We start from the raw sequence: 16933 nt of genomic DNA, 5'->3' as shown, positions 1-16933 counted from the left end.
ATGCAACACCGAGGTCGGAGCGTTGGTCGCGACAATTTAGACATGAAATTATTAGTAAATCTTAGAGATACAGGTCACACACTTGCGTATCCTTAACTTCATGTCACCAAACAACCCGGAAAACAGCACCGAAAGCACCACGCAGACTGATAAGTCGGTCACACCGGACTCAGGCAATGGAATTGCTGACAAGTCGGAGGCCACGCTTCGCCGTTCCACAGGAGCACCCCAAACCTTGTCCACGACGGTGGACGCTGAGCAGCGGGCGTCGATAGCACGAGAACTACAGACCGCGCTCGACGGCGACTTCCCAGAAGCGCGCGAGGCAACCCGCAAAATCCTGGCTAACCCCGACATCCTGCCGCGCGCGGACCTCGACCTCGAGCAATCCCGCGCCCGCACGACCGAACAGCTGCAACAGGTGCGGGAATCCGGAATGCCTTATGACGCCTTCCGCGCAGACCAGGGCGGCACGGGAGAGACCGGCCGCTGCCTGACCTCTATCGAAATGCTGGGGCATGCCGACCTGTCGCTCATGGTGAAATCCGGAGTGCAGTGGGGCCTATTCGGCGGTGCCGTCGGCAACCTGGGCACGGAGCGGCACCAGGAGATGGTGAAGAAGCTGATGGATCTTGACGCCCTCGGCTGCTTCGCCATGACGGAGCGCGGACACGGCTCCGACGTTCAGCAGCTGGAAACCACCGCCACCTACGACGCGGAAACACAGGAGTTCATCATTAACTCCCCCACCGCATCCGCCGAGAAGTGGTTCATCGGCAATGCCGCCCGCGACGGACGGTGGGCCGCCGTGTTCGCGCAGCTCATCGTGCCCGGATCCCACAACAGCACGAATGACCAGTCCAGCGAATCGCAGGGCGTGCACTGCCTGCTGGTGCGCATCCGCGAGGACGACGGTTCCGCGATCGACGGCGTGCGCGTCGGCGACCACGGCCACAAGGGCGGACTGAAGGGCGTGGACAACGGCACCATCAGCTTCGATAACCACCGCGTACCCCGCGAGGCCCTGCTGAACCGCTTCGCCGATGTCGACGAGGCCGGCAACTACACCTCCCCTATCGAAAACCCGAACCGGCGCTTCTTCACGATGCTCGGAGCCCTGGTGCGCGGGCGCGTGACCGTGGGAGCCGCCGCCGGCGCTGCCGCCCGCACCGCGCTAGACATCGGCGTGACGTACGCGAACCTGCGGCGTCAATTCGCTCCCGACGACTCGCTACCCGAAAAGCGCCTGATAGAGCACCGCTGGCACCGCCTGCGCCTCATCCCGCGCCTGGCCCGCACCTACGGCCTACAGTTTGCGACGAACAAGCTGATCGCGCGCGTGCACGAACTGGATCAGCTCGGGTTGGATCCCACACAGCACACCAAGGAACAGCAGGCGGATCAGCGAGAAGTCGAGGCACACGCCGCTGCACTGAAGGCCGCCAACACCGCGCACGCAACCGACACGATCCAGGAAGTCCGCGAGGCCTGCGGAGGTGCCGGCTACATGGCGGAGAACCTGCTAACCACGCTGAAGGCGGACTCGGATGTGTTCACTACTTTCGAGGGCGACAACGTGGTGATGATGCAGCTGGCCGCGAAGGAACTGATGACAGGCTTCGCCCGGGAGCTCGGCGGATTGAAGCCCATGGAGATGGTGCGCTTCGGCCTGGATAGCTTCGGCACCCTGCTACGGCGGCGCACCGCCGCGGATGCGCTGATCCAGAACCTAGTGGATACCTTTAGCGACTCCGAGGAGACCTCTCTATTCGACCCTGCCTACCAGATCAACCTGCTGAGCGAGCGGGAAGATCGCCTCATGCGCTCCCTCGCCCGCCGCCTGCGCCCCGCGCGCAAAATGGACGTAGACGAAGCTGCGAAGGTCGTGGACAGCGCGCAGGATCACCTGCTGGCCGTCGGCTGGGCGCACGTGGATCGCATCGTATTCGAGGCCTTCGTGGAGGCCGAATCGGAGTTGAAATCCGACGATGCCCGGCGCGTATTGGAGCAGGTCCGCGACGTGTATTTCCTCAGCTGCATCGTGGATAACGCCAGCTGGTACCTGGAACAGAACCTGCTGACCGGCACCCGCACCAAGGCCGCCCGCGCCGCACTGAACGACCTGGTGGATTCGCTGGGTCCCTGGTCGCAGACGCTGGTGGACGCCTTCGGCATCCCGGACAACATCACGAACCTGAAGTTGATGGAAGACTACGAGGCGATGGTGCCGAAGTATGAGTCGGATCCGGCAGCCGGGTTGGGCTAGGCACTACCGCGCCCTGGGTGCTCCACGTCAAACCACACATCGTATTCTTAGAGAATGAGTTCAACCCCTTCCACCTCCTCAGATAACCCCAGTTCGCACGTCGACTCGAACGCTGGCGATGCCAAGCTGGGAAGTGGACTGAAGGTTCGCCACCTCACAATGATGGGCCTGGGCTCCACAATCGGCGCCGGGCTATTCCTGGGCACTGGCGTGGGTATCGAGGCCGCCGGTCCTGCCGTCCTTTTGGCTTACATCGTCGCGGGACTCATCGCCATCCTCGTGATGCAGATGCTGGGCGAGATGGGCACCGTCATCCCTGCCTCCGGATCGTTCTCCGAATATGCGGAACACGGCATCGGACGCTGGGCTGGCTTCACTCAGGGTTGGATTTACTGGCTAGCCACGGTGGCGGTGCTCGGCGCCGAAATTACTGGTGCGGCGAGTTTTATGGGGGCATGGTTCGGTATTGACGCCTGGATCCCCGCCGCCGTATGCGTGCTTTTCTTCGGAATCGTGAACCTCCTACAGATCCGCGCCTTCGGCGAATTCGAGTTCTGGTTCGCCTTCATCAAGGTGGCCGTGCTGGTGACTTTCCTGGTCATCGGATTCCTGCTAGTCTTCGGTCTCCTGCCAGGACACACTTTTATTGGCACGGAGGTCTTCACCGCCGACGGCTTCATGCCCAACGGCGTGGGCGGTGTGGCCACGGCGATTCTGGCTGTGGCATTCGCCTTCGGCGGCATCGAGGTCGTGGCCATCGCCTCTGCAGAATCCGAGAATCCCCAGCGCTCGCTGATCAACGCGGTGCGCTCCACCATCACCCGCATCTCGCTGTTCTACCTGGGTTCGGTGCTAGTGATTACGTTCCTGCTCCCCCACTCTTCCCTGGGGCAGGCGGAAAGCGCAGCCGATAGTCCCTTCACTCGGGTGCTGAACCTCGCTGGCATTCCGGGCGTGGTCGGCTTCATGGAAGCCATTATTGTTCTGGCGCTACTGTCTGCCTTCAATGCGCAGATCTATGCCTCCAGCCGCATGATGTTCTCCCTAGCTAATCGTCATGAGGCACCCCAAATTTTCACCCGCGTCGACGGTCGAGGTGTGCCCGTCGCCGCGATTGTTCTCTCGGTGTGTTTGTCCATCGTGATGGTGGTTCTGAACTACCTGGATACGGGCTGGTTGCTGACATTCATGCTGAACTCCGCGGGAGCTTCGCTGCTGATCGTCTGGACGTTCATCGCCGTGTCTGAGCTGCGCCTGCGCCGCCGTCTGGAGCAGCATGCGGGCGAAGCGTTGCCGATCCGCATGTGGGGTTTCCCCTTGTTAACCATCGCCACGCTGGTTGTCCTGGCGGGGCTGGCTTTGCTGATGCTGACGGATCCGGGTTCCCGAGTGCAGCTGTTCTCTGCGGCGACGATGTTCGCGATCCTGGTGGTGGCCAGCTTCGCCAACTCCGCTATCCGTGGGCTGAGCCCCTTCGAGAAGCTGCCCCTGCCGGAAGTTTCCCCACAGTTTCGCTAACCCGGTCTCTCCGTCAGCCTCCTGCCCCCAGCTTTAGGAGAGCCATGCTGTCGCCTTAGGAAGAAAGACTGCCGTAGTATGGCGCGTCGGAGTTCTGAGCGCCAACTAGGTTGTAAATAACGGCCCAGATGATTCCCAGCGGTGCAAAGAGGGGGAAGCGCAGCCAAGCCGGGGTGTTTTCCCAGATGGTGTTCACTGAGCCGAGCGGGGACTTGGTGTTCGGAGTTTCTGCAGCCTGTACTTGAGTGGTGGGGGTGTGGGTCTCGGCCTGGGCAGGTGTGGCGAGACACGCGGTGACGGTTGCGGCGGTAACACCAGCGATGAGCGACTTGCGAATCTTCATTGGGGAAGAATCCTTTCTGAAGGGGTTTGGTTGGAAGTGCTTTGTCTAGCCAAACGCTTATGGGTAGCGAAACGTTAGCAGTCGCTAGCAATCAAAATGTCCCACAGCAAACTTGCAAGAATGCTGTGGGACATCACATGGAGCCGCTTGCGAGAATCGAACTCGCGACCTTTTCATTACGAGTGAAACGCTCTGCCGACTGAGCTAAAGCGGCGCGTACATTAAGTACGAAGCGTAATCCTAGCCGACGCTAACCCCGAGCACCAAAACGCCACCTGGGGTTCGCCAGGAAACTCGCTAGGCCACCCCGCAGCACTGTTGTAGGCGCCCGGCCATCGCATCCAGCGCCACCTCGGGGCGCACGTTGTAGCCCAGCACCTCGCGGCATTCCATCACCGCATCGATGCAGCTCATCAGCGCAGACGCACTGTTGCGGCGCGCCAGTTCCTTCGACGTGGAGGCCATATCCGGGTGCTGGTGGCCACCCATCGGCACGCCATCGCCATCCACCGCGCCCGCGGCTTGCAGCATCGCGTCGCGGTACAGCCCGGCGATGTCGATCAGCGCCAGATCTAGCGAGTCGCGGGTTCTTCTGGTGCGCCTGTTCTTCTGTTCTTTCTCTAGCTCTTTCATTCTTCCGGACGCCCCCCGCTGGGCCTTCGCAGCACCCTTACCCTTCGCACCCACGCCGAGGCTGCTCTCCAGCTCCTCGCGCTCCCGCTGATCCAGCTTTTCCAGCTCGCTGGCGGCCTCTTCCTCCGCCTTTTTCACCAGCTCGGCGGTGAAACGGTAGAGCGCATTGGGCTCGTACACCAGCTGTGGCAGCTTCAGCGCGGTGGCCCGCTTCACTCGCGCGGCCTCGTCGCTGGCCAAATGGCGCGCCCTTCCAATGTGTCCGGCCGAGACGTCGGCGGCCCATTGGGCTTGGGTTTCGTTGAGGCCTAGGGTGGCGTCACTAAGCAAAACACCCTTGACCGCCGCCGGAGAGGGAGTGGGCACGTACACGTGACGGCAGCGCGACCGCAGCGTGATGGCGATATCCGACGGGTCGGTTGACGGCGCGCAGAGCAGGAAGACGGTGCGGGCGGGTGGCTCCTCGACAGACTTCAGCAGGGCGTTGGCGGCAGCATCGTTCAGACGGTCGGCATCCTCCACGACCACGACGCGCCACCGGGCGACGGTAGGCATGTTCGCGGCTTCGTGGATGGCACCGCGGATCTCATCGACCGTCAGCACCACGCCCGTCGTGGACACCCACAGGATGTCCGGATGCGTGCCCGCGGCGGCGCTACGGCACTGGTCGCACTCCCCACAGCCGCCATGCGGGCAGACCAACGCGGTGGCAAAAACCTTCGCCGCGATCGAACGACCCGACCCGGGCGGGCCAGTGAACAGCCACGAATGGGTCATCGCCTGCGGATCCTCCACGGCCCGCTGCAGGGGACGACGGACAGACTCTGCAGTGATGCGCCCAAAGACCCCCGGTGCGTTTTCAGGGGCGGCTGCAGCGCCTGCCATGGTGGTTTCCGTCATGGTTACTCAGTGTAGCTACCCACCCGGACAGAGCGCGCCACAGCGAGACGCGGTGCGATAGTCTGAAGGGCATGAAACAACTGCTGCGATACCTTTCCTGGGCCTGGGGAACCTCTTGGCCCTTGTACGCAGCAACTGTCCTGGCCACGAACGTTATTGGCGCCACCGCTGTGGCAACGTTCCTGCGCTTTTTGATCCCCCTGCCTTCCGCCCGCGAACTGACGAGCCTGAACACCACCACCGCCACGCTGTACCTGAGCTACTTCGGGGTGGCCGTGGTCGCCGGCATCGCGATGACGTTGTACTTTTTTGCGCCCGTGCTGCGCTGGCAACGCAACCCGCAAGCCTATGACCCGAACATGGTGCGCGACCTGGTGCTGCGCATTCCGCTGCTGCAGACCATCACGGGCATCGTCTTGTGGGGCATCGGTGTTGTGCTGTTTACCGTTGTGGCCTGGCGGTATAGCACCGAATGGGGTGTGACCGTCGCCGTGACGGCCACGTTGGGCGGCATGATGGTGAGCCTGATGACGTACATGGAAGCCGAGCGTTTGGTGCGCCCCGTCGCCGCCAAGGCCTTGGCTAAGGGCGCACCGGATCATTCGCGACTATCGCCTCTGTCGCACCGGTTGATGACGACGTGGGCGCTGACCTCCGCCGTGCCAGTGCTGGGAATGGTGCTGCTGCTATTCGCCGTCGCGACTGACTTCTACCCCGAAGTTTCCCGCGGCATCATTCCGGCGTTGTTGGCGTTGGCGATCACCACCCTGCTGACCGGTTTCATGGGCACCACCTTGTTCTCTATGGCGGTGGCCGACCCAATCCGGGAGCTGCAGTACGCCATCAACCGCGTACGCCGCGGCCAGGTGAACACAGACGTGCGGATCTACGACTCTTCGGAAATCGGCGTGCTGCAGGCAGGCTTCAACGAGATGATGCGTGGCCTACAGGAGCGACAGCGGGTCTCGGATCTTTTCGGGCGCTACGTCGGCACCGAGGTTGCCCGCCGCGCGCTGGAGGAAAAGCCGGAACTCGGCGGCGAAACCCGGCACGTGGCCGTGCTCTTCGTGGACGTGATCGGCTCCACCGGCTTCGCCACGGAGAAGGAACCGCAGCACGTGGTGAAAGCCCTCAACGAGTTCTTCGACCGCGTGGTGGAGGTCGTGCACGCCAACAAGGGCATCATCAACAAGTTCGAGGGCGATGCCGCGCTGGCCGTATTCGGAGCTCCCCTGCCCCTGGACGATGTGGCTGGCCACGCCCTGGCCGCCGCGCGAGAGCTGAAGGCGAAGCTGCAGGGGCTGGAGTTCGTTGCGGGTATCGGCGTGGCCGCCGGATCCGTCGTGGCCGGGCACATCGGTGCAAAGGATCGCTTTGAGTACACCGTCATCGGCGATGCCGTGAACCAGGCCGCGCGCCTGACGGATCTGGCTAAGAAGACCCCCGGCCAGGTGTTGACCAGCGCTGCGACCCTGCGTGCAGCCAACGAGGCCGAGCAGGCCCGCTGGACCATGATGAAATCCGTGGAGCTGCGTGGCCGACGCGAGATGACGCAGATCGCCCGCCCCATCCGCCCCACCCTCGCCGACCGCGCCAGCACTTAGGCGCAGGCTCTCAGGCGCAGCGCTGTTGCTTAAGCCCCGCGCCGTACCGAGGCAATGGGCAGGTTTCTTTTTGACGCCACCTCGTCCCACCACGCCGCCGTTTTCTGCTCTACTGCCACGGCCAGCTGCTCTGCGGTAATTCCCGCGGACTGCAGCTGGTCGGACGTGGTGCCCTCCGGCAGCAGGTCTTCGGCGTGCAATGCCTCGATGAGGCCAACAAAGAAGTGCGGTTCCAGCGCGGCGATAGCCACCCAGCCCCCGCACTCGGCCTGGTAAAGGCCGTAGCCAGGTAGCAGGCCGCCCAGCAAGGTATCGGGTCCCGTGAGTCGGAAGCGCGCTGGCGTGGCGAATTCCTCGGCCATATCTGCCAACCCGACTTCGTGGTAACTGCCCTCGCCAGTGGCGCTAGCCTGCCACAGGGCGGCCAGCGCTTGGGATACGGCGCGTTCCGCGCCTGCCAGGTCCGCAATGGGAACCACCGGCATCGCGGGGGTATCCCCGTGGAAGGACAGGGTGCCGGCGTGTGCCTCGTAGGTGAGGTCATGGCCCGCCACGTCGACATGCTCGCCGGAGTGGCCGACGATCGCCACCTGCGATAGCGCGGGGAAGCGCGCGTGCAGGTCCTCCCACCCCAGTCCCAGGCGCTGAAGCGAAGCTGGGCGGGAGCTCGTGAGCAGCAGGTCGGCCTTCTCCAGCAACTCGTGCAGTTCCCGCAGGCCGGCCTCTTCCTTCAGGTCTATGCTGAGCACCTGCTGCCCCTCCACCAGGTGCTGGTAGTAAGGCTCGCAGTACAGGCGCATAGGGTCGGCGGCTTTGCCGGAGCCTTCCACCTTGATGACGGTGCCACCCAGTTCCTGCAGACGCTTCGCGGCGACGGGGCCGGGGAGGTTCGGAGCGAGGGAGACGACGGTGAAATTCGGGAGCTGATTCATGCTCCCGAACGTATCAGTTCATACCCAAAAGTATGGGGGAATTAGCGAGACTTCTTCACCGTGCGCTTCGTCAGTGTCGGGGGCTTCTTGGTGCTCTTCTTGGCCGACTTCTTCGAGGCTTTCTTCGTCGCCTTCTTCGCAGCCTTCTTGGTCGACTTCTTGGTGGCCTTGCGGCTCGACTTCGCAGGTGCCGTGCCTTCCGCGGCTTGCTTGGCGCGACGCTCCGACAGCAGCTCATTCGCACGGGCGTCGGTCATCGTCTCCGGGGTATCGCCCTTGCGCAGGGACGCATTGGTGGTGCCGTCCGTGACATAGGCGCCGAAGCGGCCCTCCTTGACGGACATCGGCTTTCCGGAGACGTCGTTATCACCCAGCTGCTTCAGCGGTGGCTGCGCAGCGGCGCGTCCGCGACGCTTCGGCTCGGCGTAAATACGGCGCGCCTCGTCCAGAGTGATGGTGAAGATCTGCTCCTCGTTCGCCAGCGAGCGAGAATCGTTGCCCTTCTTAAGGTAGGGGCCGTAGCGACCGTTCTGGGCGGTGATCACCTCGTTGTCGCTGGGGTCGACGCCGACCTCACGCGGCAGGCTCATCAGCTTCAGAGCCTCTTCCAGGGTCACGCTGGCCGGCTCCATGCCGCTGAACAGGCTGGCGGTCTTGGGCTTCAGAGTCTCCTCGACGATCTGCTTAACGCGCTTTTCCTTCTGTGCCTGCGCGGTCTTCGTCTCGCGGCTCAGCGGCTTCTTGCCCTCGGCCTCGCGTTCGCGATCCTGCTCGTCGCGCTCGGCCTCCCAGACCTTCACCGCTTCCTCGGCCACGCGGGATTCCTCGTCCTCGCCGAGCACCTCGGTGACGTACGGGCCATAACGGCCTTCCCGGGCGACGATGGGGCGCCCGTTGGCGGGGTTGGTTCCTAGCTCCCGACCACCCTGCGGCGTGGCGAAGAGCTTCTCCGCCACCTCCAACGTCAGCCCGTCGGGGGTCATGGATTCCGGCAGATTGGCGCGCTGTACCTCGGGCTCAGCGCCTTCCGGGGCACCCCCCGGCAGCGGCTTGATTCGCTCCAGGTAGGGACCGTAGCGGCCCACGCGGACCACAATCGGCACACCGTTCTCATCGTCGAAAATGTGCAGCGAGTTCACGCGGCGGGCGTCGATCTGCTCCAGGTTGTCGCCAACAATGTGCTTCAGTCCGCCCAGTCGGGGCACGACCGCGCCCGGCGCCTCCGGCCGGGAGCTATCACCGAAGTAGAAGCCCTTCAGCCAGTTCACGCGATCTTCGTCGCCGGAGGCAATGGCATCCAGCTCATCCTCCATTGCAGAGGTGAAGTCGTAGTCCACCAACGCGCCGAAGCTCTGCTCCATCAGGCCGATCACGGCGAAAGCTACCCACGACGGAACCAGCGCGTTTCCGCGGGGCAGCACGTAGCCACGGTCCTGGATGGTGCGGATGATGGAGGCATAGGTCGACGGGCGACCAATGCCCATCTCCTCCATCTTCTTCACCAGCGAGGCTTCCGTGTAGCGAGCCGGCGGGTTCGTGGAGTGCCCATCGGCCTCCACGTCGCGGGCATTCAGCTCATCACCCTCCGTCAGCTGCGGCAGTCGCTTCTCCGCATTGTCAGCAACATCGCGACCGTCGGCGGTACGGCTGACCTCCACGTAGGCCTTCAGGAAGCCCGGGAAGGTCAGGGTGCGTCCCGTGGCACTGAACTCACAGGTTTCGCCGGACTTCGCGTCACCGGCAACGGTGACCTTCATCGACTGGCCCTTCGCATCGGCCATCTGGGAGGCCACGGTGCGCTGCCAGATCAGCTCATATAGCTTGAATTCCTCGGCATCCAGCTGGTTGCTTAGCTGACCGGGGGTCTGGAAAGTCTCGCCCGCGGGGCGGATGGCCTCGTGGGCCTCCTGCGAGTTCTTGACCTTACGGGAGTACTGGCGCGGTCCGTCAGCCACGAACTTCGCACCGTAAAGCTCCTTGGCCTGCTTACGGGCGGCCTCGATACCGGCGGTCGACAGGGTGGTTGAGTCGGTACGCATATAGGTGATGTGGCCGTTTTCGTACAGACGCTGCGCAATGCGCATCGTGCGCTCCGAGGTAAAGCGAAGCTTCCGGCCAGCCTCCTGCTGCAAGGTGGAGGTCATAAACGGCGGGTACGGGCGGCGGGTGTAAGGCTTTTCCTCCACCGCGGTCACGGCGAACTCCTGGCCCTGCAGCCCCTCTGCCAGAGACTTCGCCTTCGCCCCATCCAGCACGAACGTGTCCTTCGCGCTGGCCTTCAGCTTGCCATCATCACCAAAGTCACGTCCCTGAGCCACGCGCTTGCCAGCGACCGTTGCCAGCCGTGCTTCAAAGGAGTCCGGGGCGGCGTCATCAAGAGAAGAAGAAACAGCATCAACTACGCCAAACGTGGCGCTCAAGTCCCAGTACTCGGCGGCGATGAACTTCATGCGTTCGCGCTCGCGCTCGACGATCACGCGGGTGGCGACGGATTGCACGCGACCGGCGGACAGGCGCGGCATGACCTTCTTCCACAGCACTGGCGAGACCTCGTAGCCGTACAGGCGGTCCAGCACGCGGCGGGATTCCTGCGCATCGACCAGGTCGTAATCGAGCTCGCGAGTGTTCTGCGCGGCTTCGAGGATGGCGTTCTTCGTGATCTCGTGGAACACCATACGGCGCACCGGCACCTTCGGCTTCAGCACCTCAAGCAGGTGCCACGCGATGGCCTCACCCTCACGGTCGGGGTCTGTCGCGAGGTAGAGCTCGTCAACCTGCTTGAGCTTAGCCTTGAGGTCGGAGACCTTCTTTTTCTTGTCCGGGCTGACGACGTAGAGCGCTTCGAAGTCCTTATCGACGTTGACGCCCAGACGCGCCCACGGTTCCTTCTTGTACTTGGCCGGAACGTCTGCGGCGCCCCGGGGGAGATCACGGATGTGCCCGACGGAAGCCTCGACGATGTAGTTCGGCCCCAGGATCGGGGCGATCTTCTTCGCCTTCGTCGCCGACTCAACGATCACTAGACGTTTGACGTCATCGTTTGCCATCGGTTGAACTCACACATCCTTCAAAAATCTAAAGCTTGCCGGGTGCCATTGTTATACAGATTTCCCACAACAGTTGCCCACTTACGCATTTCTAAGCGACACTACGCGGTCTTCGCAATTTATTTGCAACCGGGGTGGGCACCGGCATAATCGGCAAAGCCCCCGCCGGGCGCGAGGTGCACCGGGGGCGGGGGCCTGCTAAAACCCTGCGGGTTTAAAGAGCCGTGACGTTCTGAGCCTGCGGGCCCTTGGCGCCCTCGCCGATCTCGAACTCGACCTTCTGGTTCTCCTCGAGAGTGCGGAAGCCGCTGCCCTGGATCTCAGAGTAGTGGACGAAGACGTCGGAAGATCCGTCGTCCGGGGCGATGAAGCCAAAGCCCTTTTCCGCGTTGAACCACTTAACGGTTCCCTGTGCCATGAATTTACTACCTATCTTGTTGAAACTGACCGGCGCCAGTCTGCTTCGACCATCGAACGCCGAGGTCGGAACGTACGTCGTTTCCAACCCAATCGGCCCAAAACCCAGCGAAACCCGCCCTCACGCACGAGGCGAGCGGAAAAGTGCCGAGGATTTCAATAACCATTCGACAGTCTGCCACGTCACGGGATAAACGATCAGCCGAGAATGAAATATCCCAGACAATAACTTGTATCCACCCCCTAATGGGTCTAGAACAGACGGTGATGTCCGACCCCACGCCCCCTACTCCAGATTCTGCGCCAGGCTCTTCTGCGCGGTCTTTCGGCGAGGAACTCTTGGCCGACCTGACGCCAGAGTTTCCGCGTTCCACCGTCACCCACACACGCACCATTCCCGCCCGCCCGTCGCAGACGGCGCAGTGGCCGGAGTGGGTCGACGAGACTCTGGTGGAATACCTGCATGAACAGGGAATAAGCGCCCCGTGGTCGCACCAGGTAGAGACCGCCAACCACGCACATGCGGGGCGGGATGTGGTGGTTTCGACTGGTACGGCGTCCGGAAAGAGCCTCGGCTACCAACTAGCGGCCTTGAGCGACCTGGCTACGGCGAGCACCGCGACGGCACTTTATATCGCGCCGACGAAGGCGCTGGCGCAGGATCAGCGGGCAGCACTGGCGCGGATGTGCGCGGGCGCGGCGAACCTGCGCGACATCATGGTGGCCACCTACGACGGTGATACCCCGCCCGAGACGCGGCGGGTGATCCGCGACCAGGCGCGGGTGATCGTGACGAACCCGGACATGCTGCACGCCTCGATCCTGGGGAATCCGCAGTCGTGGAGCCGCCTGCTACGCACGCTGCGCTACGTGGTGATCGACGAATGCCACGTTTACCGCGGAGTTTTCGGCGCGCACGTGGCGATGGTGCTGCGGCGACTGCTGCGGCTGTGCGGGACGGCACCGACGATCGTGTTAGCCTCTGCGACCAGCGTGGACCCGGCGGCACACGCGCGCCGACTGACGGGGCGACCGAACGTGGTGGCGGTGACGCAGGACGGCGCCCCTGCGGGCGAGCGGACCGTGGCGTTATGGGAGCCGGGGTTCCTGCCCGAGGCGGAAGGCGAGAACGGCGCGCCGGTGCGACGGGCGGCGAACTCCGAAGCCGCGGATGTGATGGGGCTGGCGATTGCGCAGGGAGCGCGGACGCTGACCTTCGTGCGCTCCCGACGCGGCGCGGAAGTCGTGTCCGTCGCCGCTGCGGAGAAGCTGGCGGCCATGGGGCGTAGCGCGGACGCGGTGCGGGTGGCGGCCTATCGCGCGGGCTACACCCCGGAGGATCGCCGCGAGCTGGAGCGTCGCTTCGATAACGGCGAGCTGCTGGGAATCGCCTCGACGAACGCCCTGGAGTTAGGCATCGACGTCGGCGGGCTGGACGTGGTTGTGACCAGCGGTTTCCCCGGCACGATCGCGAGCTTCCGGCAGCAGGCAGGGCGCGCGGGAAGGCGCGGCCAGGGCGCCCTGGTAGTGCTGGTCGGGGCGGATGATCCGATGGACACGTACCTATTGCATCACCCGGAGGCCCTGCTGGACCAGCCCGTGGAGAACACCGTTTTCGACCCGACGAACCCCTATGTGTTGGCCGACCACGTGGTGTGTGCGGCGGCGGAAAAGCCGCTGTCCGAGGCAGAGGTGGCGCACTGGGGCGCGGAGCGTGTGGTGGAACACCTGCTGCGCCAGGGAGCGCTGAAGCGCAGGCCGCGGGGCATTTTCGCGGATCTGCAGGTGGCGCAGAAGGTACATGCGCAGGTATCGATCCGCGGCGGGGCGGCGGCTCAGGTGGCGATCGTGGAGGTCGATTCCGGCCGCCTTCTGGGCACCGTGGACCAGTCGCGTGCAACGTCAGACGTGCACACCGGGGCGGTGTACATGCACCAGGGCGAAACGTTTGTGGTGCAGTTGCTGGACCTGGAGGAATCCGTGGCGTGGGTGCGGCCTGAGTTCCCGGAGTACACCACCCAGGTGATCCGCGATACCGACATTGCGGTGCGGCGCACGCGGGGGACACGCAAGGTCTGCGACGGGGTGTGGTTGGCGGATGTGGACGTGGAGGTTTCGCATACCGTCAGCGGCTATCGGAAGCGTTTGCCTGGCGGCGAGATCCTGGAGACCGTCCCGCTGGAGGTGCCGCCGGAATCGCTGCGCACCCGCGCGGTGGCGTACACCGTGGATCCCGATGTGTTGCTGGATCTGGGCTTGCCGGAGCCGACGTGGCCGGGTACGTTGCATGCCGCGGAGCATGCGGCGATTGGCCTGTTGCCGCTGATCGCGACGTGCGACCGTTGGGATATCGGTGGCGTGTCCACCGCCTTGCATGCCGATACGGGTCTGCCGACGGTGTTTGTGTACGACGGTTACGCAGGTGGTGCGGGCTTTGCGGAGCAAGGCTTCGCCCGCTTTGCCGAGTGGATGGCCGCCACCGCCGAGACCGTGGAGACCTGCGAGTGCGACTCTGGCTGCCCGTCCTGCGTGCAGTCCCCGAAGTGCGGCAACGGCAACGATCCGCTGTTCAAGGCGGGTGCGGTGTTGTTGTTGCGGGCGCTGGCCGATGCGGCGGCGGACACTGGTTCCGACTAACCCGGTCGGTGGGGCTCGCTGTTTTTCTTTTCATGACGCCTCCCGCCACAACCGGTGAAGGCATATACTTCCCCACATGAGGTCGTTTGTTGGAGAAAAGTATTTTGCTCGCCGGAGAGTCATAGCGGCAACCGCAGCTGCCTCCCTGTCGCTGGCAACACTGTCCGGCGTGGCTGGCGTGACTGACGGGGCCGGCGTGGCCGGCGTGGCCGGCGTGGCCGCCGCGCAGTCCAGCGCCCCGAGCCTGCAGTCCAGCGCCCCGAGCGTGGTGAACCGGGGTGTGCCGATGCGCACCCCGGCCCCCTACGCGGGAAAGCCGGTGGATAGTGGGTTGAAGATTGGCGCTACTCCTGCCACGGCGGGCGTCCTGATGAACTCGGTTCCGCTGGATCCGTCGGTGGGATTGTCCGCAGCGGGGCAGCAGTTCCGTTTTAGCTACTCCACCACCAATCAACATGGAACCGTGTCCCCATCGACGGGCGCGATGTTCTTCCCAAAGGGCAAGCCACCAGTCGGTGGTTGGCCTGTTTTGGCGTGGGCGCATGGAACGGTGGGGTTGGCTGATCAGTGCACTCCGTCGATGAACCCCCGTTCGCCGCGCGATGCGGATTACCTGAATCACTGGCTGAAACAGGGTTATGCAATTGTGGCTAGCGACTATGCGGGCATGGGCACGGAAGGGCTGATGAGTTACCTCAACGGCAAGTCCACCGCCGCGAATGTGGTTGATTCCGTTATCGCAGCTCAGAGCCTTCCAGCCGTAAAACAGGGCGGGCAGGCGCTGTCCAAGAAGTGGGCCGTCATCGGCCAGTCGCAAGGCGGTGGCGCTGCCTTGCACGTGGCGCTACGGGCAACGCAGCGCAGCAAGCAGGCTGGACTCAACTTCCTGGGCACGGTGGCGACCGGCGCTCCTGCCTATGTGGAGGAGATTGTTTTGGCCGGAAGCCCCTCTTTCCCACCCGTCCCTCTCCCCGCCGGGTTGAACACCTATGCGTTGTACATACTGGCCGGGTTCCGCGAGGCTAACCCGAACGTGGATGTGGATTCCGCCCTCACCCCGGAGGGCAAGCGCATGGTGAAGGCCGCCGAGGAGTCCTGCCTCCCCGAGCTTTCGGAAAGCCTGAAAGGCACCAACGTAGCCCGGGCTTTCTCCAAGCCGTTGCGCACGGTTCCTGGCCTGGAGCCCGCTTTGCGCGCCTACTTGCAAACCCCGGCCACGGGCTATGACAAGCCCGTGTTCCTGGGGCACGGTCTGCTAGATAAGGATGTTCCCACTCCCATCGGCATCATTTTGAATTCGGACATGTGGATTCACCAGTTCATCGGCGACATGCAGAAGCGAAACAAGCGGGTCGAGGTTCACTGGTACCCCACCGACCATGGCGGTACGGTGCCAGCATCCCAGCGGGATTCAACACCTTTCCTGGCTACCCTTTTCCGCCAGGGATAACCTCGTCCTGAGCTACTCCGCAGGCCCCGCCGTGGCCTGCGCCTTCTGCGGAAGGATGCGCGAGTTCGAACCCATGCGAGTTATGACGTTTACCGTCACAAACTCGCCCTTGACCTCGCAGTTCTCCACATCAGCACCGTTGGCAGCGGCGATACTTCGGGCCGTGCCGCAAGGCTCTCCTTCACCGGTTTGCAATACCATCGCCGCCGATAGTGCGGCCAGATCCGCGGCCGTGCTGGCCTGCTCTTTGTGCCCCAACATCGCGCTCCCCAGCGCCAGCAGAGACACCACCGACAGGATGCCGAGCGTGATCATCGCCCCGTAGACGGTGCTCATTAGCCAACCTCCACCTTCCCCATCCCTCTACTGTCTCTATTCCCCGTCCGGCTCCACCATCGTCACGGCCTCGCCGTGAACGTCAAAAAGAGCCCCGTCCTTGGTAACTTTCACCCGCACAAGAGGTGCATCCGCACCGCCTTCGTGGGAGGTAGAGACGGCGGCGGTGGCGTCAATTTCCCTGGCTAGCGCCACCCCATCGCCACCGCGCGCTTCGGCTCGGGCGACGGTCCGCGCCAGCGACTGCGCTGCGGCGGCCTGTGACATGGTGATCAATCCCGTGGCGGCTCCGCCGGCGACGAGGGTCATGGCGGTGAGGACGATGGCACCTTCGACTGTGTTCATGTTCGTTCCTGATTGCTGTCTTTTATTGACGCCCCCACGCGCCCGAACCGGGAAAGGTCAGGCGCGCGGTGTGCAGTGGGCGTGGGACGTCCTGAGTCCCGGCCAGTTACTTGGTGTTCAGTGCCTTTTCGAAGATTCCACTGAGCGCCTGCTCTACGGTGTCCGAGGTGACGACCGTGTACAACAGTGCGCCGAGGGCCGCTGCCGCGACGCACCCTAGTGCATATTCGATAGTGGACATTCCCCTATCGTCTGCGTAACGACTGTAAATCGCTCCAATAATCTGGTTCCACCAACGAGCAATTGGATGCTGGTCGGTATATGTTTCTTCCGCTACACCGGAGGCCGGATCCGTCTCTATCGGGGCCGCCTTGAGTTGAATGTTTGCCATGGTCTGTGCGCAGGGCTCGTAGCTAGGATGCGGGCTAACCGGCGCAAGTATGGTCGGCGCAGTCGTAGTCGGTGCAGCCGTGGTCGGTGCGGTCATGGTTGAAGTGGTCATGGT

The 16933-nt window shown here is 63.6% G+C and carries 13 protein-coding genes and 1 tRNA gene; 5 read left to right on the top strand and 9 right to left on the bottom strand.

Going from position 1 to position 16933, the window contains the following annotated elements:
- Positions 1 to 100: 100 nt before the first annotated feature.
- Positions 101 to 2266 (top strand): acyl-CoA dehydrogenase family protein, encoded by a 2166-nt coding sequence (locus tag CRD15_RS04620; protein ID WP_187402022.1) that lies wholly within the window; start codon positions 101 to 103, stop codon positions 2264 to 2266.
- A gap of 159 nt (positions 2267 to 2425) precedes the next feature.
- Positions 2426 to 3784 carry an amino acid permease gene (locus CRD15_RS04615; protein WP_222866437.1) on the top strand — a complete coding sequence of 453 codons (1359 nt, stop codon included), beginning with the start codon at positions 2426 to 2428 and terminating at the stop codon, positions 3782 to 3784.
- A 55-nt stretch (positions 3785 to 3839) separates the two neighbouring features.
- Here the strand turns inward: CRD15_RS04615 and CRD15_RS04610 are convergent, their stop codons facing one another.
- The 3 genes from CRD15_RS04610 to CRD15_RS04600 all read right to left on the bottom strand — a co-directional run bounded on the left by CRD15_RS04610 (position 3840) and on the right by CRD15_RS04600 (position 5660).
- On the bottom strand, positions 3840 to 4127 hold the full coding sequence (locus CRD15_RS04610) for a hypothetical protein (protein WP_034968833.1): 288 nt from the start codon (positions 4125 to 4127) through the stop codon (positions 3840 to 3842).
- 138 nt (positions 4128 to 4265) lie between these two features.
- A tRNA-Thr gene (locus CRD15_RS04605) sits at positions 4266 to 4341 on the bottom strand.
- Positions 4342 to 4424: 83 nt separating this feature from the next.
- Entirely contained in the window at positions 4425 to 5660 is a 1236-nt protein-coding gene (locus CRD15_RS04600; RefSeq protein WP_034968830.1) for a DNA polymerase III subunit delta', read from the bottom strand.
- Between the two features lie 71 nt (positions 5661 to 5731).
- Between CRD15_RS04600 and CRD15_RS04595 the strand changes: the two genes are divergently transcribed.
- Positions 5732 to 7264 (top strand): adenylate/guanylate cyclase domain-containing protein, encoded by a 1533-nt coding sequence (locus tag CRD15_RS04595; protein ID WP_034968825.1) that lies wholly within the window; start codon positions 5732 to 5734, stop codon positions 7262 to 7264.
- A 29-nt stretch (positions 7265 to 7293) separates the two neighbouring features.
- Here CRD15_RS04595 and CRD15_RS04590 read toward each other — a convergent pair whose 3' ends face one another.
- The 3 genes from CRD15_RS04590 to CRD15_RS04580 all read right to left on the bottom strand — a co-directional run bounded on the left by CRD15_RS04590 (position 7294) and on the right by CRD15_RS04580 (position 11661).
- Positions 7294 to 8196: a CoA transferase gene (locus CRD15_RS04590; protein ID WP_187402021.1), complete on the bottom strand. Its 903-nt coding sequence runs from the start codon at positions 8194 to 8196 to the stop codon at positions 7294 to 7296.
- Between the two features lie 41 nt (positions 8197 to 8237).
- A complete protein-coding gene (gene topA / locus CRD15_RS04585; protein WP_187402020.1) occupies positions 8238 to 11243 on the bottom strand; it encodes a type I DNA topoisomerase in 3006 nt (1001 codons plus the stop codon).
- A gap of 214 nt (positions 11244 to 11457) precedes the next feature.
- A complete protein-coding gene (locus tag CRD15_RS04580; RefSeq protein WP_005292238.1) occupies positions 11458 to 11661 on the bottom strand; it encodes a cold-shock protein in 204 nt (67 codons plus the stop codon).
- Positions 11662 to 11927: 266 nt separating this feature from the next.
- Here CRD15_RS04580 and CRD15_RS04575 point away from each other — a divergent pair, with 266 nt between their 5' ends.
- Positions 11928 to 14297: a DEAD/DEAH box helicase gene (locus CRD15_RS04575; protein ID WP_187402043.1), complete on the top strand. Its 2370-nt coding sequence runs from the start codon at positions 11928 to 11930 to the stop codon at positions 14295 to 14297.
- A gap of 76 nt (positions 14298 to 14373) precedes the next feature.
- On the top strand, positions 14374 to 15747 hold the full coding sequence (locus CRD15_RS04570; RefSeq protein ID WP_187402019.1) for a S9 family peptidase: 1374 nt from the start codon (positions 14374 to 14376) through the stop codon (positions 15745 to 15747).
- Positions 15748 to 15759: 12 nt separating this feature from the next.
- Here the strand turns inward: CRD15_RS04570 and CRD15_RS04565 are convergent, their stop codons facing one another.
- The 3 genes from CRD15_RS04565 to CRD15_RS04555 form a co-directional block, all read right to left on the bottom strand.
- Positions 15760 to 16083, bottom strand: coding sequence for an Rv3654c family TadE-like protein (locus CRD15_RS04565; protein WP_070550920.1), 324 nt, complete (start codon positions 16081 to 16083; stop codon positions 15760 to 15762).
- A 36-nt stretch (positions 16084 to 16119) separates the two neighbouring features.
- A complete protein-coding gene (locus tag CRD15_RS04560) occupies positions 16120 to 16428 on the bottom strand; it encodes a hypothetical protein (protein ID WP_034971924.1) in 309 nt (102 codons plus the stop codon).
- A 106-nt stretch (positions 16429 to 16534) separates the two neighbouring features.
- A complete protein-coding gene (locus CRD15_RS04555) occupies positions 16535 to 16930 on the bottom strand; it encodes a DUF4244 domain-containing protein (RefSeq protein ID WP_255463734.1) in 396 nt (131 codons plus the stop codon).
- Positions 16931 to 16933: the final 3 nt, after the last annotated feature.

Origin of the sequence: Corynebacterium sp. LK28 (assembly GCF_014335105.1) — a bacterium.
Classification (GTDB): Bacteria; Actinomycetota; Actinomycetes; order Mycobacteriales; family Mycobacteriaceae; genus Corynebacterium; species Corynebacterium macclintockiae.
The sequence above is the reverse complement of the archived record's forward strand: the minus strand, read 5'-3'. Positions and strand labels throughout refer to the sequence as shown.

Excerpts from the sequence above, each read along its gene's own strand:
- CRD15_RS04620 (WP_187402022.1), top strand. The coding sequence starts at position 101 with ATGTCACCAAACAACCCGGAAAACAGCACCGAAAGCACCACGCAGACT.
- CRD15_RS04615 (WP_222866437.1), top strand. The coding sequence starts at position 2,426 with ATGATGGGCCTGGGCTCCACAATCGGCGCCGGGCTATTCCTGGGCACT.
- CRD15_RS04610 (WP_034968833.1), bottom strand. The coding sequence starts at position 4,127 with ATGAAGATTCGCAAGTCGCTCATCGCTGGTGTTACCGCCGCAACCGTC.
- CRD15_RS04600 (WP_034968830.1), bottom strand. The coding sequence starts at position 5,660 with ATGACGGAAACCACCATGGCAGGCGCTGCAGCCGCCCCTGAAAACGCA.
- CRD15_RS04595 (WP_034968825.1), top strand. The coding sequence starts at position 5,732 with ATGAAACAACTGCTGCGATACCTTTCCTGGGCCTGGGGAACCTCTTGG.
- CRD15_RS04590 (WP_187402021.1), bottom strand. The coding sequence starts at position 8,196 with ATGAATCAGCTCCCGAATTTCACCGTCGTCTCCCTCGCTCCGAACCTC.
- topA (WP_187402020.1), bottom strand. The coding sequence starts at position 11,243 with ATGGCAAACGATGACGTCAAACGTCTAGTGATCGTTGAGTCGGCGACG.
- CRD15_RS04580 (WP_005292238.1), bottom strand. The coding sequence starts at position 11,661 with ATGGCACAGGGAACCGTTAAGTGGTTCAACGCGGAAAAGGGCTTTGGC.
- CRD15_RS04575 (WP_187402043.1), top strand. The coding sequence starts at position 11,928 with ATGTCCGACCCCACGCCCCCTACTCCAGATTCTGCGCCAGGCTCTTCT.
- CRD15_RS04570 (WP_187402019.1), top strand. The coding sequence starts at position 14,374 with ATGAGGTCGTTTGTTGGAGAAAAGTATTTTGCTCGCCGGAGAGTCATA.
- CRD15_RS04565 (WP_070550920.1), bottom strand. The coding sequence starts at position 16,083 with ATGAGCACCGTCTACGGGGCGATGATCACGCTCGGCATCCTGTCGGTG.
- CRD15_RS04560 (WP_034971924.1), bottom strand. The coding sequence starts at position 16,428 with ATGAACACAGTCGAAGGTGCCATCGTCCTCACCGCCATGACCCTCGTC.
- CRD15_RS04555 (WP_255463734.1), bottom strand. The coding sequence starts at position 16,930 with ATGACCACTTCAACCATGACCGCACCGACCACGGCTGCACCGACTACG.